The organism is Streptomyces sp. NPDC001970, from assembly GCF_053594115.1.
This window is the reverse complement of record NZ_JBSFDW010000059.1, coordinates 1-13,714: the sequence shown is the minus strand read 5'-3', so window position 1 is coordinate 13,714 and position 13,714 is coordinate 1. Positions and strand designations below refer to the sequence as shown.

17 protein-coding genes and 2 pseudogenes are annotated in these 13,714 nt (G+C 69.5%); 10 read left to right on the top strand and 9 right to left on the bottom strand.

The genetic code is table 11. From position 1 onward, the window contains the following. The first annotated feature begins 97 nt into the window (after positions 1 to 97). From ACWCP0_RS39325 to ACWCP0_RS39310, 4 genes and pseudogenes are all read left to right on the top strand, one after another. A complete protein-coding gene (locus tag ACWCP0_RS39325; protein WP_451083524.1) occupies positions 98 to 865 on the top strand; it encodes an SDR family NAD(P)-dependent oxidoreductase in 768 nt (255 codons plus the stop codon). 140 nt (positions 866 to 1,005) lie between these two features. Next, entirely contained in the window at positions 1,006 to 1,851 is an 846-nt protein-coding gene (locus tag ACWCP0_RS39320) for an SDR family oxidoreductase (protein ID WP_451083523.1), read from the top strand. Positions 1,852 to 2,080: 229 nt separating this feature from the next. Further along, positions 2,081 to 2,548 (top strand): annotated as a pseudogene (locus ACWCP0_RS39315) ((2Fe-2S)-binding protein); the annotation flags it as partial. A gap of 38 nt (positions 2,549 to 2,586) precedes the next feature. Continuing rightward, positions 2,587 to 2,877, top strand: coding sequence for a tyrosine-type recombinase/integrase (locus tag ACWCP0_RS39310; RefSeq protein WP_451083536.1), 291 nt, complete (start codon positions 2,587 to 2,589; stop codon positions 2,875 to 2,877). A gap of 536 nt (positions 2,878 to 3,413) precedes the next feature. Here ACWCP0_RS39310 and ACWCP0_RS39305 read toward each other — a convergent pair. Then, complete coding sequence (locus tag ACWCP0_RS39305) at positions 3,414 to 4,001, bottom strand: ATP-binding protein (protein ID WP_451083535.1); 588 nt, start codon at positions 3,999 to 4,001, stop codon at positions 3,414 to 3,416. Between the two features lie 184 nt (positions 4,002 to 4,185). On the opposite strand from ACWCP0_RS39305, the gene ACWCP0_RS39300 reads away from it, so the two are divergent. The 3 genes from ACWCP0_RS39300 (at position 4,186) to ACWCP0_RS39290 (ending at position 5,520) form a co-directional block, all read left to right on the top strand. Beyond that, complete coding sequence (locus tag ACWCP0_RS39300; RefSeq protein WP_451083522.1) at positions 4,186 to 4,530, top strand: hypothetical protein; 345 nt, start codon at positions 4,186 to 4,188, stop codon at positions 4,528 to 4,530. 33 nt (positions 4,531 to 4,563) lie between these two features. Beyond that, positions 4,564 to 4,857 carry a hypothetical protein gene (locus tag ACWCP0_RS39295; protein WP_451083521.1) on the top strand — a complete coding sequence of 98 codons (294 nt, stop codon included), beginning with the start codon at positions 4,564 to 4,566 and terminating at the stop codon, positions 4,855 to 4,857. 444 nt (positions 4,858 to 5,301) lie between these two features. Further along, a complete protein-coding gene (locus ACWCP0_RS39290; protein WP_451083520.1) occupies positions 5,302 to 5,520 on the top strand; it encodes a hypothetical protein in 219 nt (72 codons plus the stop codon). Between the two features lie 2 nt (positions 5,521 to 5,522). Here ACWCP0_RS39290 and ACWCP0_RS39285 read toward each other — a convergent pair whose 3' ends face one another. From ACWCP0_RS39285 to ACWCP0_RS39275, 3 genes are all read right to left on the bottom strand, one after another. Beyond that, on the bottom strand, positions 5,523 to 5,900 hold the full coding sequence (locus tag ACWCP0_RS39285; RefSeq protein ID WP_451083534.1) for an alcohol dehydrogenase catalytic domain-containing protein: 378 nt from the start codon (positions 5,898 to 5,900) through the stop codon (positions 5,523 to 5,525). Positions 5,901 to 5,971: 71 nt separating this feature from the next. Further along, complete coding sequence (locus ACWCP0_RS39280) at positions 5,972 to 6,847, bottom strand: NAD(P)-dependent oxidoreductase (protein WP_451083519.1); 876 nt, start codon at positions 6,845 to 6,847, stop codon at positions 5,972 to 5,974. Between the two features lie 65 nt (positions 6,848 to 6,912). Then, a complete protein-coding gene (locus ACWCP0_RS39275) occupies positions 6,913 to 7,836 on the bottom strand; it encodes an SDR family NAD(P)-dependent oxidoreductase (RefSeq protein WP_451083518.1) in 924 nt (307 codons plus the stop codon). Between the two features lie 132 nt (positions 7,837 to 7,968). Here ACWCP0_RS39275 and ACWCP0_RS39270 point away from each other — a divergent pair, with 132 nt between their 5' ends. Further along, positions 7,969 to 8,859, top strand: a complete 891-nt coding sequence (locus ACWCP0_RS39270; RefSeq protein WP_451083517.1) for a helix-turn-helix transcriptional regulator — start codon at positions 7,969 to 7,971, stop codon at positions 8,857 to 8,859. Positions 8,860 to 8,937: 78 nt separating this feature from the next. Here ACWCP0_RS39270 and ACWCP0_RS39265 read toward each other — a convergent pair whose 3' ends face one another. The 3 genes from ACWCP0_RS39265 to ACWCP0_RS39255 form a co-directional block, all read right to left on the bottom strand. After that, positions 8,938 to 9,324 (bottom strand): ATP-dependent DNA ligase, encoded by a 387-nt coding sequence (locus ACWCP0_RS39265; protein WP_451083533.1) that lies wholly within the window; start codon positions 9,322 to 9,324, stop codon positions 8,938 to 8,940. 359 nt (positions 9,325 to 9,683) lie between these two features. Continuing rightward, positions 9,684 to 10,061, bottom strand: a complete 378-nt coding sequence (locus ACWCP0_RS39260) for a toxin Doc (RefSeq protein ID WP_451083516.1) — start codon at positions 10,059 to 10,061, stop codon at positions 9,684 to 9,686. A 2-nt stretch (positions 10,062 to 10,063) separates the two neighbouring features. Then, positions 10,064 to 10,309 carry an antitoxin MazE7 gene (locus ACWCP0_RS39255; protein ID WP_451083515.1) on the bottom strand — a complete coding sequence of 82 codons (246 nt, stop codon included), beginning with the start codon at positions 10,307 to 10,309 and terminating at the stop codon, positions 10,064 to 10,066. A 175-nt stretch (positions 10,310 to 10,484) separates the two neighbouring features. On the opposite strand from ACWCP0_RS39255, the pseudogene ACWCP0_RS39250 reads away from it, so the two are divergent. Further along, positions 10,485 to 10,928, top strand: a pseudogene (locus ACWCP0_RS39250) (transposase); the annotation flags it as partial. A gap of 79 nt (positions 10,929 to 11,007) precedes the next feature. Here the strand turns inward: ACWCP0_RS39250 and ACWCP0_RS39245 are convergent. Both ACWCP0_RS39245 and ACWCP0_RS39240 read right to left on the bottom strand, forming a co-directional pair. After that, the gene (locus ACWCP0_RS39245) at positions 11,008 to 11,784 is read right to left on the bottom strand and encodes an SDR family NAD(P)-dependent oxidoreductase (protein ID WP_451083514.1); all 777 of its coding nucleotides are present in this window, start codon (positions 11,782 to 11,784) and stop codon (positions 11,008 to 11,010) included. Between the two features lie 44 nt (positions 11,785 to 11,828). Next, complete coding sequence (locus ACWCP0_RS39240) at positions 11,829 to 12,779, bottom strand: SDR family NAD(P)-dependent oxidoreductase (RefSeq protein ID WP_451083513.1); 951 nt, start codon at positions 12,777 to 12,779, stop codon at positions 11,829 to 11,831. A gap of 200 nt (positions 12,780 to 12,979) precedes the next feature. On the opposite strand from ACWCP0_RS39240, the gene ACWCP0_RS39235 reads away from it, so the two are divergent. Next, a complete protein-coding gene (locus ACWCP0_RS39235) occupies positions 12,980 to 13,564 on the top strand; it encodes a TetR/AcrR family transcriptional regulator (protein WP_451083512.1) in 585 nt (194 codons plus the stop codon). The last annotated feature ends 150 nt before the right edge of the window (positions 13,565 to 13,714 follow it).

Below are 13,714 nucleotides of genomic sequence, written 5' to 3'. Positions count from 1 at the left end.
GCGATGACCGGCGCTCGCCGCGCCCCTCGGCACGGACGGGTCCACCCCGACGGCCCTGCGCCGCACATCCAGAGAAGCAAAGAATCAGGACCCCCCCATGGCAACGAAACTGACCGACACCGTCGCTCTCGTCACCGGCGCGAGCAGCGGTATCGGCGCCGCCACCGCCCGCCGGCTCGCCGAGGACGGCGCCTCCGTCGCCCTCGTGGCCCGCCGCAAGGACCGCCTGGACGACCTGGCGGCCGAGATCGAGAAGGCGGGCGGCACCGCCCTGGTGGTGGAAGCGGACATCACCGACCGCGCCCAGGCCGAGGCCGCCGTACAGCAGACCGTCGAGCACTTCGGACGGCTGGACACCCTGGTCAACAACGCCGGGCTGATGCTCCTGGGCCCCATCGTCGGCGCGGACGCCGACGAATGGGAGCGCATGATCGCCGTCAACGTCCAGGGCCTGCTCTACACCACGCGCGCCGCCCTCCCGCACCTGCTGAAGGCCGCCGAGGACGGGCCGCGCCGGGTCGCCGACATCGTCAACATCAGCTCGATCGCCGGCCGCGTCGCCTGGAACGGCTACGGCGTCTACAACCTCACCAAGTTCGGCGTGAACGGCTTCACCGAGTCCCTCCGCCAGGAGGTCACCCAGCGCCACGTCCGCGTCGGCGTCTTGGAGCCGGGCGGCGTGGACACCGAGCTCGGCTCGCACAACGACCACAAGCCCGAGGTCCGCGAAGCGATCGGCACCTTCTACGAGCAGACCGAGGTCCTCGCCCCCGACGACATCGCCGACGGCGTCGCCTACATGGTCACCCGCCCCCGCCACGCCTCCATCAGCGAACTGTGGATCATGCCCACCGACCAAGCCTGATCACACCCCCGCACGGGCCCATCCACCTCCCTCTGCTCCCCTCCCCCCATCCACCGCCCGGCCCCCGCCGGGGCAGACACCACGCATCATCACCGCACAACACCGGGTGCCGGACCACGGCACCTGAAAGGACCCCCCCCATGAGCAAGGTCATTCTCGTCACCGGTGCCGGACGCGGTCTGGGCACGGACATCGTCCGCGAGGCCCTCGCCGCCGGCCACCAGGTCGTCGCCACCGGCCGCCGCCCCGAAGAGGTCGAGAAGACCCTGGGAGGACCCCAGGACAACCTGCTGGTCACCAAGCTGGACGTCACGAGCCTGGAGGACGCCGAGGCCGCAGCGCAGGCCGCCGTCGACCGCTTCGGCCGCATCGACGTCCTGATCAACAACGCCGGGAACTTCTTCGCCGGCTACTTCGAGGAGATCACGCCCGCGCAGATGCGCCAGCAGATCGAGACCAACCTCTTCGGCCCGATGAACGTCACCCGCGCCGTCCTGCCCGTCATGCGAAAGCAGCGCGCCGGGCACGTCATCACCCTCTCCTCCTCCGCCGGAATCATCGGCCAGGAGTTCTGCGTCGCCTACGCCGCCTCCAAGTTCGGCGTCGAGGGCTGGATGGAGTCGCTGCGCTACGACGTCGAGCCGTACAACATCCACACCACGGTCGTGGAGCCCGGCTTCTTCCGCACCGAGCTGCTCGTGGACGCCTCCACCACCTGGCCCGAGCCGACCATCGACGACTACGCCAAGCGCACCACCGCCACCATTGCGGCCTGGAAGAGCATGAACGGCCGGCAGAGCGGCGACCCCACCAAGCTCGCCCGCGCCCTGCTGACCATCGCCGACCAGGAGAAGCCGCTGCTGCGCTTCGTCGCCGGCGCCGACGCCATCGAAGGCGTCGAGGCCAAGGCCAGGGAACTCCTCGCCCAGGCCCAGGCATCCCGCGAACTGGGCGGCAACCTGGCCTACGACGACACCACCGCCTGACCCGCCCGGACCCGGGCTTCGAGTTCACGCCCCGACGGTGAATCCGGGCCGCGCAGCCGTTCCCTCGCTGTGCAGCCCGGCGGCCGCCCTCCTTCACCGCAACTGACCAGCACGGCAGCACCGTTCACCGCCGTGCCGGCGGACGACACGGGTTACGACGCCATGGGTTCTGCTCCAGACACACCGACGAGCAAGGCCATCGACCCTCCGCCGATCCGAAAGCGTAGGCATCTCCACTGAACTCACCGAGTCAACTGTTCCCCCTCCCCCAGAATCCCCTCAATCCCCCTCGGAACCGTCCCGGCGCACGTTCATCGCGACGACCACCGCGGTCGGCGGGGCCGTCGTGGCCGGCGGCCTGATTGCGGGTCCGGCCGCGCTCGGCACCGATACGGGGGCCGCAGAGGCGCCGCCCAGCGGCCGTGTCTCGCTGACCGTCAACGGGAAGGGGCACACCGTCACGGTCGACAACCGGACCTCGCTGCTGGACCTGCTGCGCGAACACCTGGACCTGCCCGGCTCGAAGAAAGGCTGCAACGCCGGTGCCTGCGGAGCCTGCACCGTGCTGGTCGACGGCCGCCGGGTCACCTCCTGCCTGACACTGGCGGTACGGCTGGAGGGCGCGGAGGTCACCACCATCGAGGGCCTGGCCGACGGAGATGAACTGCACCCGTTGCAGGCGGCGTTCGTCGAGCAGCCGGACGGCGCCTCAGTCGCGACGCCGTCGCACAACGCCTGAGCACCCACACCCAAGTTGCCGCCCGAGCTTGCCCCTCGCTGCTGGACAAGAGCATCCACCCGCACGTCCTGCGGCACAGTTGCGCCATGTCGCTGCTTCAGGCCGGTGTCGACACCACGGTCATCGCGCTCTGGCTCGGCCACGCAAGCGTCCGCTCCACCGACGCGTACGTCCACGCCGACATGACCATCAAGGAGAAGGCGCTCGCGCTGACCGCACCGGTCACCGCCCGGCCGGGCCAATACCGTCCCAGCGACAAGGTCCTGGCCTTCCTCGATCGCCTGTGACGCCGATGATCGGCTCGGCTGTGGGATGCACGGTGGCCCGGCGCCATCATAGTCACTCCTCCCACGGCCACGGACTGAAGCACCACCATCGACCGCGCGGTGAAACGGTGTGTCTCAGAGCCGGATGATCGAGAATTCTGCTGTCCAGGCGCCCGACGATGCGAACGAGCTCGCGCGCGGACTTCGGACGCAAGGCATGTATGGCGATCTCCAGGAGGTCCCGCCATTCGCCTGGCTCCGGTGGACAGCAGGACGGTTCACCACAGCCCGTGCGAACGACAGGCGAACGCCGTCGCGGGGTACGCGCCAGCACACTCCAGGCAGCCAGGGCTTTGCCCAGGTCACCGGGCGCGAAGCGAGTTCGCTCCAAGTGGATGATCTCGGCCTGCGCCGAGCCAGAAACCTGACCAATCTTCGAATATCGCCCGCGCTCAACCGGGAACCTTCGGCGGTCTGAGCGCAGGTCCGAAGGACGCCTACGCGGCATGGTCCTTTCGCTGCACTGTCATGGCGCCAGTGTGTCAGAAGCCGAGCAATCATTCAGCCGCGGGGCGCGAGAACCCCAGATTGCGATACCGCCGCCAGTACAAGACGGTGCGGTCTCCGTGGGCAGCACCGACGGTCGTCCATCCTCGTCGACTATGCCGAATCGAGCAACCGTCACACCGGTTGCAGCCAGCCACGCTGACACCCCGCTCGGCATAGTCGCGGGCTCGACATAGGTCGATCACGATCAGTGGGTAGCGGCCCAGCTTGACCAGCTCGTCCTGGAGCCGGTCGTTCTGGTGGGCAGCGGCGAGGCGGTCGACCCACTGTGCGGCGGTGGCGAAGGCGACCCGGTGGCCTGCCTGGCATGCCCGGACGGCGAGCCCCGTTGCGACGTGTGTCTTGCCGGTGCCCGGCGGGCCGAGGAAAACGGCGTTCTCCCTGGCTGCTATGAAGCGAAGAAGAGGGCGGGGACGGCACGGGGCGCAACTTCCCCGACCTCCACGCCCGCCTGGTTGCCCAAGAAGGCGACGAACGCGCCACCGAGGCCTGGGGCAAGGCCTGCGGCATCTACGACTACCTGCGCCACGGCCCGGACGGAGACCAGTAACAGCCCGCCGAAGCCACGGGCGGTGCACCTGCTGCACCGCCCCGGGCCCCCGGGCAGCCTGCCGACTCCATCAGCCGATCGTGAGTCGCCGCTTCGTTCGCGTCCTCGTTAGCGTGAACCTGTCTCACCTGACAGGGCGTGAGATCGCACTAGGGAGCGGGCCGGTGCCCATCGCACGTTCACGGGCCCGCTCCCGTTGGGGAGGACCCATCATGGAACCGACGTCGAAGGACCTGGCGGCGACCACCACGGTCACCGCCATGGAGACCACCGCCGACCGTGCCGGCGACAGCGAACTTGCCTACCTTGCCCCGGCCGCGGCCGCCGCACTGCGCCTGCTGGCCGACGGCGTCAAGCGCGGCGGCGCAGACCAGAACGCCGTCGTCCAGGCGCTCAAAGACGCGAAGGTCCACGAGGCGTTCGCCGACGTCCTCGACGCGGCCGCCACGGTCGCCATGGCCGCCCTGGAAGACCCGTACGAGTTCGACGGACGCCTCCACGCCGACAACCTCAGCGCCGCCGCAGGCGAGGTCCGCGATGTCTTCCACTGGCTCTAGCCGAGCCGCCCGCGCAGAGAAGGACTCCCTCCCATGGCACCCCGCCTCACCCCCGACCGCATGGCAGCGCTCCGCCCGGCCGCCGCGCACCCCACGGGCAACATCAGCTCGCTCATCAGGGAAGAAGCCGACGGCACGAAGGTCTGGCTGAAGGCCTCGGACGAGCTCGCCCTCGAAGCGCTCGGCTACGCCGCCTCGATCTGCGACCACGGCCACATCAACACCGCCCCCTCCACAGGCAGCCCCAACGGCGCCCCGCACCGCGGCTGCCCGCACATCTTCCGCATCACCAAGGCAGGCCGCCAGGCCATCCCCGACGCCACCTGACCGACCGGCCCGACACCGCGACGCACACCCCGCGCCCCCGCCGAATCAGGTGGGGGCGCGCGGGCTTGTACGAGGGGTTGCAGCGCTAGCCGCCTACTGGTGTATGGGGCGCCATTCCAGGGCGATCGCCGCCAGGTTCTGCCGCGGCGGCCCATTCGGCTACCTCTGCGCGGCATGGGATTCAAGAGCCTGCCGGAGCAGGAAGTGCCAGGTCAGAACCCTCGGATGCGTGGTTCGAGGCTGGCACCGTGATGGCAGCCCGGGGCTTGCGCCGCTAAGTGCCGCACACCCCACAGTGGCGCCAGCCCGTCATCGGGATCCTTCCAACAATCTGCCGGGCTCCTGCTGTCTGCACTCGTCCGCAAGGGCCCAAGGGACGGGAGCAGGCGGCTTCCCATCCATCGGCGTGCGATGCCGCACGCCCTGCCAAGAACGGAAACGAGAATGAGTAGCGACTCGAACCGTCCGGCCGCGGACACCGAACATCCGCACCGACCCGACCAGGGCCACCTGCTGCACTGGATGGTCACCGGCGGCATCGTGGTGGCTGGCCTGACGTACGTGGCGCATGAACACCCGAGCGCCGCACAGGCGATGGGCCCCGCGTTCGGCGGCGGGACGCTCCTGCTGGGCGTGGTCATCGCGGTCACGCGCCGACGCTGATCTCACCCTTTGGCCGTCCCGGCTGAGTCCCGGTCACGTGCGGTGCTCAGCGGGGACGCGCCAGCTACTGGGCGGCATGGGCCAGCGGATAGGGTGGCGCGGCGGGGTTCACCTTCCGGTGATCGGTTCTCTGGCCCCCCGCTGCGCGCGCCCCGGGACTGCCGGTCGCCCTCGGTGAGAGGCCGGCCGACCGAGTCTGTACGCGGACCGTCACCGAAGGCGACGATCCGGCCGACCGTCTCGTGCCCCAGGATGAGAGGGAGAGCAGCGGCGACGTCACCGGCGGCGCCGTCCGCAACGTGTACGTCGGTGCCGCACAGCGTTGCCGAGGTCATGCGGACCAGCAGCGCGTCCCGCTCGATGACCGTGGGGATCTCCACGTCGAGCAGCTCCAGCGGCCGGCCGGGGGTGATCCGAGCGGCGGCGCGGCTGGTCGCCGGGAGCGCGCCGGTCACGCCGCATCCCCCTCGCGCCCCGCGGCCTGCCGGGCGCGGGCGACCATGCGGGCGGTGCCGACCAGGCCTGCTGCGCCGGCCAGACCGCGCCGGAGCACCTCGGATGGGTCGCCTCCGCCGCCGGCGCGCACGGCGTCGGCGAAGTGGTGCATGTCCTTCTCCATCAGCAGGTGCACGTGCTCGGCCAGCTCCGGGGTAACGTCCCTGCCGAGGGAGCGCAGCGCGGCGCTGCCGCCACTGCTGGCGTTGATCACGTCGATCAGCGCGGGGAGGTCCAGGCCGACCTGCGCCGCCAGACCGAGGACGTCCTCGGCGTTCTTCATGTTGGTGATGGTCAGCGCGTTGTTGAACAGCTTGGCGAACTGACCTCCGCCGACCGGTCCCATCAGCGTGACGGTGTCGCTGAACGTGTCGAACACGGGGCGGGCCGTCTCGAACGCGTCCTCGGATCCCCCGGCGAAGGTGGTGAGGGTGCGGGCACGGGCGCCGGGGCTGCCGCCACTGACGGGTGCGTCGAGGTAGACACCCCCGGCCTGTGCCACGTGATCGCCGAGTCGGACCGCCTCGGCGGGGTCGCCGGTGCCATGGTTGACGATGATCGTTCCGGGGGCTATGGCGGCCAGCAGCCCCTGACCGTCCAGCACATCCCAGATGTCCGCGTCGTCGCGCAGACACAGTGCGATCAGCTCGGCGGACGCCCCCAGCTCCGCCACCGTGCCGTGCACGGTGTGCGGGACCCTCTCCACCGCCGAGAGCGACGCCGGGCGCCGCGCCCACACGTGCAGCGCGAAGCCGCGCTCGCCGATGGCTTCTGCCATGGGCCCGCCCTGGTCACCGAGACCGATGAAACCGACCCTGCTTATCGTCTTCATTGCGATGTTCTTTCGTTGATCCTGATGGTTCGGGTGGGAAACGGGAGACCGGCGCCTTCTGCCGTTCAGCGGACGATGTCGCTCGCCAGCTCCCACAGGCGCTCGGCGTTCTCCGGGTCCAGCGCGTAGGGGGCCACGCCGGGGACGCCCAGTTCGGTGGGCCGGGCGTGGACGAGTGGTGCCTCGTTGACGTCCTCGAAGTAACGGCCGCCGACCCCTTCGACCAGCGGGGAAGCGGCGAGGAACACGGTGGTCGCGGCGCCCTGCTCGACCGTCTTGCGGTAGGGCTCGGGGGTCTGCAGGCCTCCGGTGTGGCGCTGGAGGTTGGTGGCGATGGCGCCGGGGTGCAGCGCGTTGGCTGTGATTCCGTCGCCGGACCAGCGGCGCTGCGCCTCGACGGCGAGGAGGACCTCGGCGGTCTTGGACTGGCCGTAGGCAGCGAGCGCGTCGTACGGGCGGAAGCGGAAGTCGATGTCGTCGAAGACGACGGGCGAGTAGAGGTGGCCGGTGGAGGAGACCGAGACCAGGCGCGCCCCGTCGCCGTCGGTGAGAGCGCGGTGCAGCCCGAGAGTCAGGGCGAAGTGCCCCAGGTAGTTGGTGGCGAACTGCTGTTCGTGCCCGGCGATGCCCCGTTCGAGCTCCGGCAGCATCATGATGCCGGCGTTGTTGATCAGGATGTGAAGCGGGCCCTGCCAGGCGGCGGTGAACGCCCGCACCGAGTCCAGGTCGGCCACGTCCAGGCGGGCGACGTGGATCGCGTCGTTCCCGGTGGCCTTGCGCAGGTCGGCCGCGACCTGCTCGCCTGCTTCCGGGCGGCGGACGGCGAGAGTGACCTCGGCTCCGTGGGCCGCCAGGGCGCGGGCGGTCTCGACGCCGATGCCCGAGTTGGCTCCCGTGACGATCGCCCGCCTGCCGGACAGGTTGACGCCTTCGATCACCTCCGAGGCGGTGCTGGTGCGGTTGAACGGGGTGGTGAAGATCTTGGACATATGATGCATTCCTCCGATGGTTCGTACTGCGCTGTCAGACTGCGCCGAGCGCTGTGGGGCGCACCAGGACGGGTTGGGACTGGGACTGGCAGGGCCACCCATAAGCCCGGAACATGTCCGTACGCTGGCAACATGACAGCCGCCGGAGATGCGAACGCACTGGGCCGGTATCTGCGCGCCCGCAGGGAACTGGTCCAGCCCGATGACGCCCGGGACACGGGCAACCGGCGCGTCCCGGGCCTGCGCCGTGAGGAGGTCGCCTTCCTTGCTGGGATCAGTTCCGACTACTACAACCGCCTGGAGCAGGGCCGCGACAGGAACCCCTCGGAGCAGGTCCTGCGCAGCATCGCCCGCGCCCTGCAACTGGACGAGGAGGCGACGGCCTACCTGCTGGAGATCGCCACACGCAAGAGCCCGCGCCGCAGACGGCCCCGCAGGCCGGAGAAGGTCGGCGACGGCATCCGCACGCTTATCGACTCCTGGCCGCTGACCCCGGCGTACGTCCACGGCAAGTACATGGACGTCCTGGCCGCCAACAGCCTCGCCATCGCCCTCTCACCGTTCAACGCGCCTGGACATAACGGCATCCTGGCCGCGTTCCTGGAACCGGAGATGCGGGAACTCCATGAGGACTGGGAGGACATGACCGCCCGGGTCGTGCCTTACCTGCGCTCGGTCGTCGGCGCGGACATCGAGGACCCGCGCCTTGTCGAGATCGTCGGCGAACTCTCCCTGCGCAGCGAACGCTTCCGCACCCTCTGGGCCCGGCAGGACGTCAACCACAAGACCACCGGCATCACCCTGCTCCGTCACCCCCAGGTCGGCCCACTGGAAATGCACTACGAAAAGCTGCTACTGCCGGGCACCGACGGGCAAACCCTGATCACCTACCACACACAGCCGGGCAGCGCCTCCGAAGAACGCCTGCGCCTGCTCGCCAGCATGAACGCCCCCGACCAAGCCGACGGTACCCGGGCCGCAACCGACCACACCCGAGCCCCCGGACATCCCACGTCCTGGTAGGCCTCCTCCCGGAAGACCCGGACTTCTCTCATGCCAGAGTTCGTCGGTGACGGACAGCTCGTCTCCGGGAGAACCCCGTTATCGATACGGGCTGTTCTTGCCGACCCGCCAGTCGCCGGTCAATCGGTCAGCGGTAAACCCTGGCTTCAACAGGCCTTCCACCCCCACCGCGGACCACTCCGTCATCCACTCCTCGGCGAGCGCCCGGTCGGTCGTCGAGGGTGTGAGCGCCCACGGCGCCTGCGTGTCGTGGCCCTGGAACAGTGATTCGAGGGCTGCCCTTCGCTCCTGGTACGTCCAGTCGAGCATCTCGGCGTCGGCGTGCTGCAGCAGGTCGAAGGCGACCAGGTGCGCGGGCTGGTCGGTCGCCAGCCGGGCCACGTCCCGGGGGCGGCGGCCCATGCGCTGCTGCAGTGCGCCGAAGTCGAGTCGGCCACCGGTGAAGTTGACGGCCTCGCCGTCGATGACGACGTTCTCGCCCAGTCGGTGAGGTCACCGCCGCTGCGGGACTGAAGGAAGGTTGCGGATGCCGCACAGACGGGCAGAGGGTAACGGCGGACCAGGCCGTGCACCGTGCCCTCGTGCTCCACCAGCCTGGCCTGGGCGTGGGCATCGCCAGCGCGCTGGGCCAACTTCCATCCGGTACCGAGGTCTTGACCCGCTCGGCGGCGGCTTGGCAGTGAAGGCGTCGGCAGCCCGCCAGTCCCGGGCGAGGCAGGCAGCGTGTCGTTCCGGGATCCGTCCTGCCACGGCGGACGTCTCCGGTGCGAACATCCCGCGTCCCGGCCCGGGGACGGCTCACGTCCCCGGCGTGGCGAAGTCGCCTACGGGGTCCGCCAGGAACGCAGCCGGTCGGCGATGTCGAAGGTGTCCAGCCGCAGCGCCCTGATGTCGTCGATCACCTGCATCCACGGCTGCGGATTCGTGTCGACACTCTCGCCGGAGGCCTCGATGTACGCCACGGCGACCGCGTACCCGTACGCCTCGTTGCGGGCAGGGAGCGGGCGCGTGAGCACGATCGTGTCGAGGAGTGCGGCTGCCCGCCAGTAGGCGTCGGGGTCGGACACGTCCAAGTGCGGAGTGTTCACCCGATGCCGGGCGACGGCCGCCACCAGTCCCGAGTAGTCCCGGATCTCCAGGTCTTTGCCGAGCAGGCGCTCTTGCCGGTCCAGGAGCCACCGGATGTCGATGAACAGGTTCAAGATCAGGCCACCCGGCTACGAGCCGGTGCCTCGGGCAGGCCGCCGTACGCCTCGTCGAAGGCCTCGAGTACGCCGGGGCGCTCGATCGCGGCGTTGAACGAGGCGGTCGCACGCCCGAGCAGCGCCTGGTGCTCCTCCTGCTGGGAGAGCTCGTCGAGGTAGGCGGCCAGACTCATGCCCCTCGCCTTGGCGAGGGCCGCGAGGCGGTCTCTCGTCTCCGTGTTGATCCGTACGCTCGTGTCAGCCATAGCAGCCAGTATGCACCCGTGCGTGCGTCCGTGCATACACACTGTCCAGATCGACGCGGCCCCGTCGCACCCACACGGGTGACTTCCGGACCGTCGCACTTCTTCCGCAAATTCGAACAGGCGTATCATTCCGGTCGTGGTCGATACCTTTCCTCCCGATCTCCTCGACGCCGCCAAGCTCCACCTGGCGGTCGAGCAGGCCCAGAAACCGATGTCACTGGTCATCACGGCCGGACATCGCGGCGACTCCCCGCAGTTCGAGGTGGTCCTGGGGCGTATCCGGGTGCCCAGGCTCGGGCCAGGACGCCCGCGCAGCCGGCCGGACAAGGTCCGTGCTGACAAGGCGCACGGCTCCCGCGAGAACCGCGCCTACCTGCGCAAGCGCGGTATCCGCTGCACCAACCCGGAGAAGCGCGACCAGATCGCCAACCGCAAGAAACGCGGCTCCCAGGGTGGCCGGCCACCCACGTTCGACAGGGCCGACTACAAGGAGCGCCACGCGGTGGAGTGCGGAATCAACCGCCTCAAACGCCACCGCGCGGTCGCCACGAGATACGACAAGCTCGCCGTCCGCTACGAAGCGACCGTGCTGGTCGCAGCCATCAACGAGTGGCTGTGACCGGCACTTTCAAAACGCACCCTAGTCCCCCGGGTGGGCAGTGGCCGAGGGTGGTGGAGACGGCGCCCGCCGCTCTGACTCAGAACTGGAGGGGAATGCGGTAGCCGGCGTCCAGGCGCGGGCTGGAGGCGTTGGCGTAGCCGTTCTCCACCAGGTGGGCGGCGAACGCGGCGAATTCCTCGGGCCTGCCCAGGCGGAGGGGGCCGGCGAAGTGCTGCATCTGCTGGGCGACGGCCGCCTCGTCGATGATGTCGCCGGCACTCGGTGTGTCGAAGCCGCCGGCCACGATGGTGTTGACCCGGATGCCGCGGTCGGCGAACTCGCGGGCGGCGGGGAGTGTCATCCCCACGATCGCGGCCTTGGTCGCCGAGTATCCGACCATGCCGACGGTGCCGTCCTCGGCGGCGGCGGACGAGGTATTGATAATGACCCCTCGCTCGCCGTCGGCATCGGGCTCGTTGTTGAGCATGGCCGCGGCAGCCTGGCTCATGACGTTGAAGGTGCCCACGAGGTTCGTGGTGAGCAGTCGGATGAAGCCGGCCGGGTGGGTGGGTTTCCCGTCGGCCGTAGTCAGTGGGATCGTGTCGATGTAGCCCGCGGTGTTGATGTCGATGTCGATCTTGCCGAACCGGTCCAGGGTCGTCTGGACGGCGGCGGCCACCTGGTCGGGGTCGGTGATGTCGGTGCCGAGCCCGACGGCGTTGTCGCCGATGTCGGCGGCGAGCTTCTCGGCGAGTTCGCGGCGGCGTCCGAGGAGGACGACGTTGGCTCCGCGCTTGGCGAAGTAGCGGGCCACGCCCAGGCCCAGTCCGGACGTGGCCCCCGCGATCAAAGCGGTCTTTCCTTGGATGTTCATGGCGGTCAGGGTTCCTCAGTCACTTCTTTCGGGGGTGGTGTGTCCTACGCGTGGAGCATCTTGGTGGCGAGGTCCCACAGCTGCTTGGCGTTGCCCGAGTCGAGTGCATAAGGGAGCACCCCGCTGGTGGCGGAGGGGTCGAGTGCGGTGTGAACCGCGGCCTCGTTGCAGTCTTCGAAGTAGCGGCCGGTGACGCCCTCAAGCAGCGGGGATGCGGCCGCCAGCACCGAGGTGGCGGCGCCCTCCTCGACGGTCTTCCAGTTGAAGTCGGCGAAGGCCGCCTCGATCTCCGGCGTCATGTTGCCCTCCTGGTGGCGCTGGAGGCCGGTGCGGATGCCGCCGGGCATGACGGCGTTGGCGGTGATGCCGTCGTCCGCCCAGCGCTCGGCCGCCCCCACGGCCAGCAGCGCGTTGGCGGTCTTGGACTGGCCGTAGGCGGCCCACTCCTCGTAGGGGCGGCGCTCGAAGTTGATGTCGTCGAAGACAACTGGGGAGAAGAGGTGGCCGATGGAGGTGAGGGAGACGATGCGCGCGCCGCCGGCGGTCGCAAGCGCCTCGTGGAGGCCGAGAGCCAGGTTGAAGTGGCCGAGGTAGTTGGTGGCGAACTGCAGCTCCCAGCCCTCGGGGGTGCGCTGCAGTTCGGGCAGCGCCATGATCCCGGCGTTGTTGACCAGGATGTGCAGTGGGCCCTGCCAGGCGTCGGTGAAGGAGGCGACCGAGGTCCGGTCGGCCAGCTGAAGCGGTGCCGCCGCCACCTTGGGGTTGCCGGTGGCGGCCGTGATCTCCTCGGCGACGCGACGGCCGGCCTCGACGTTGCGGACGGCGAGGGTGACGTCGGCTCCGGCGCCGGCCAGGGCACGCGCCGTCTCCACGCCGATGCCGGAAGTGGCGCCGGTGACGATGGCGCGCTTGCCGGTCAGGTCGACGCCGTCGATGACCTCGCTCGCCGTGCTGTGGAAGCCGAAGGGTGTGGTGAGGCGCTGATGGGTGGTCATGGGTGCTCTCCGTTCGTGTCGGCGTTCCCCGTGAAGGCGTTTGCGCGCTACCGTCGCGGGGCCGCATCGCTATCCGGAATCCGTTCCGGTAAAGCGAAGCTAACCGGAATGCGTTCCGGATGCAAGCGGGGGCCGACCAGGCCGCAACGTGAAGCCCCCGGGGCGTACCATGCAAGTGGAATGAATTCCGCTTCTTGGGGGTGACGGTGGCCAGTTCCGGGACGACGCAGCGCAGACCGCGCGCGGACGGGCAGCGCAATCGCGCCCGCATCCTCGAGGCGGCGCTTCCCCTGTTCGTGGAGCGGGGTCCAGACGTCCCCTTCACCGAGATCGCCAAGCAGGCCGGCGTCGGCGTGGGCACCGTCTACCGCCATTTCCCGACACGCGAAGACCTCATCGAGGCGGCCTACCGCTCGGAACTGGATGCGGTGTGCGCCGCGGCCGCGGAGCTGCTGGAGCAGGCACCGCCCCAGGACGCCCTGCGGATCTGGATGGACCGGTTCGTCGACTACTGGGCCACCAAGATCGGCCTGACGGAGGCGATCGGAGCCGTCGTGGCCGCAGGCGGGGACCCGTTCGCGCAGAGTCGCGGGCGGGTCGATGAAGCCGTCGGCGCACTGCTGGCGGCAACCGCGGCGGTGGGCGTCACGCGTCCCGAGGTCGAACCGGACGATGTGGTGGTATCACTCAGCGGTATCGCCATGGTCGCGGCCGTACTTAAGGACCGCGATCAGGTGAGCCGGGTGCTCGACCTCCTTTACGAGGGGATCCGCGCCCGGCCCTGAGCGGCTTGGATGAAGATCGGGCAAATTCACCGGTCCTCGCTACCGTCGTCCTCGTCTGTCGGCGTACACGTGAACGCGCATAGCCGCGTACGGATGAACGTACAGAGTTCTTGATGTGTTGAGAGACGGCCCCCGGCACGCTGCTGCCTG

What these genes read in the sequence shown, in the direction of transcription:
- ACWCP0_RS39325 (WP_451083524.1), top strand. Translation starts at nt 98, where the DNA reads ATGGCAACGAAACTGACCGACACCGTCGCTCTCGTCACCGGCGCGAGC.
- ACWCP0_RS39320 (WP_451083523.1), top strand. Translation starts at nt 1,006, where the DNA reads ATGAGCAAGGTCATTCTCGTCACCGGTGCCGGACGCGGTCTGGGCACG.
- ACWCP0_RS39300 (WP_451083522.1), top strand. Translation starts at nt 4,186, where the DNA reads ATGGAACCGACGTCGAAGGACCTGGCGGCGACCACCACGGTCACCGCC.
- ACWCP0_RS39295 (WP_451083521.1), top strand. Translation starts at nt 4,564, where the DNA reads ATGGCACCCCGCCTCACCCCCGACCGCATGGCAGCGCTCCGCCCGGCC.
- ACWCP0_RS39290 (WP_451083520.1), top strand. Translation starts at nt 5,302, where the DNA reads ATGAGTAGCGACTCGAACCGTCCGGCCGCGGACACCGAACATCCGCAC.
- ACWCP0_RS39280 (WP_451083519.1), bottom strand. Translation starts at nt 6,847, where the DNA reads ATGAAGACGATAAGCAGGGTCGGTTTCATCGGTCTCGGTGACCAGGGC.
- ACWCP0_RS39275 (WP_451083518.1), bottom strand. Translation starts at nt 7,836, where the DNA reads ATGTCCAAGATCTTCACCACCCCGTTCAACCGCACCAGCACCGCCTCG.
- ACWCP0_RS39270 (WP_451083517.1), top strand. Translation starts at nt 7,969, where the DNA reads ATGACAGCCGCCGGAGATGCGAACGCACTGGGCCGGTATCTGCGCGCC.
- ACWCP0_RS39255 (WP_451083515.1), bottom strand. Translation starts at nt 10,309, where the DNA reads ATGGCTGACACGAGCGTACGGATCAACACGGAGACGAGAGACCGCCTC.
- ACWCP0_RS39245 (WP_451083514.1), bottom strand. Translation starts at nt 11,784, where the DNA reads ATGAACATCCAAGGAAAGACCGCTTTGATCGCGGGGGCCACGTCCGGA.
- ACWCP0_RS39240 (WP_451083513.1), bottom strand. Translation starts at nt 12,779, where the DNA reads ATGACCACCCATCAGCGCCTCACCACACCCTTCGGCTTCCACAGCACG.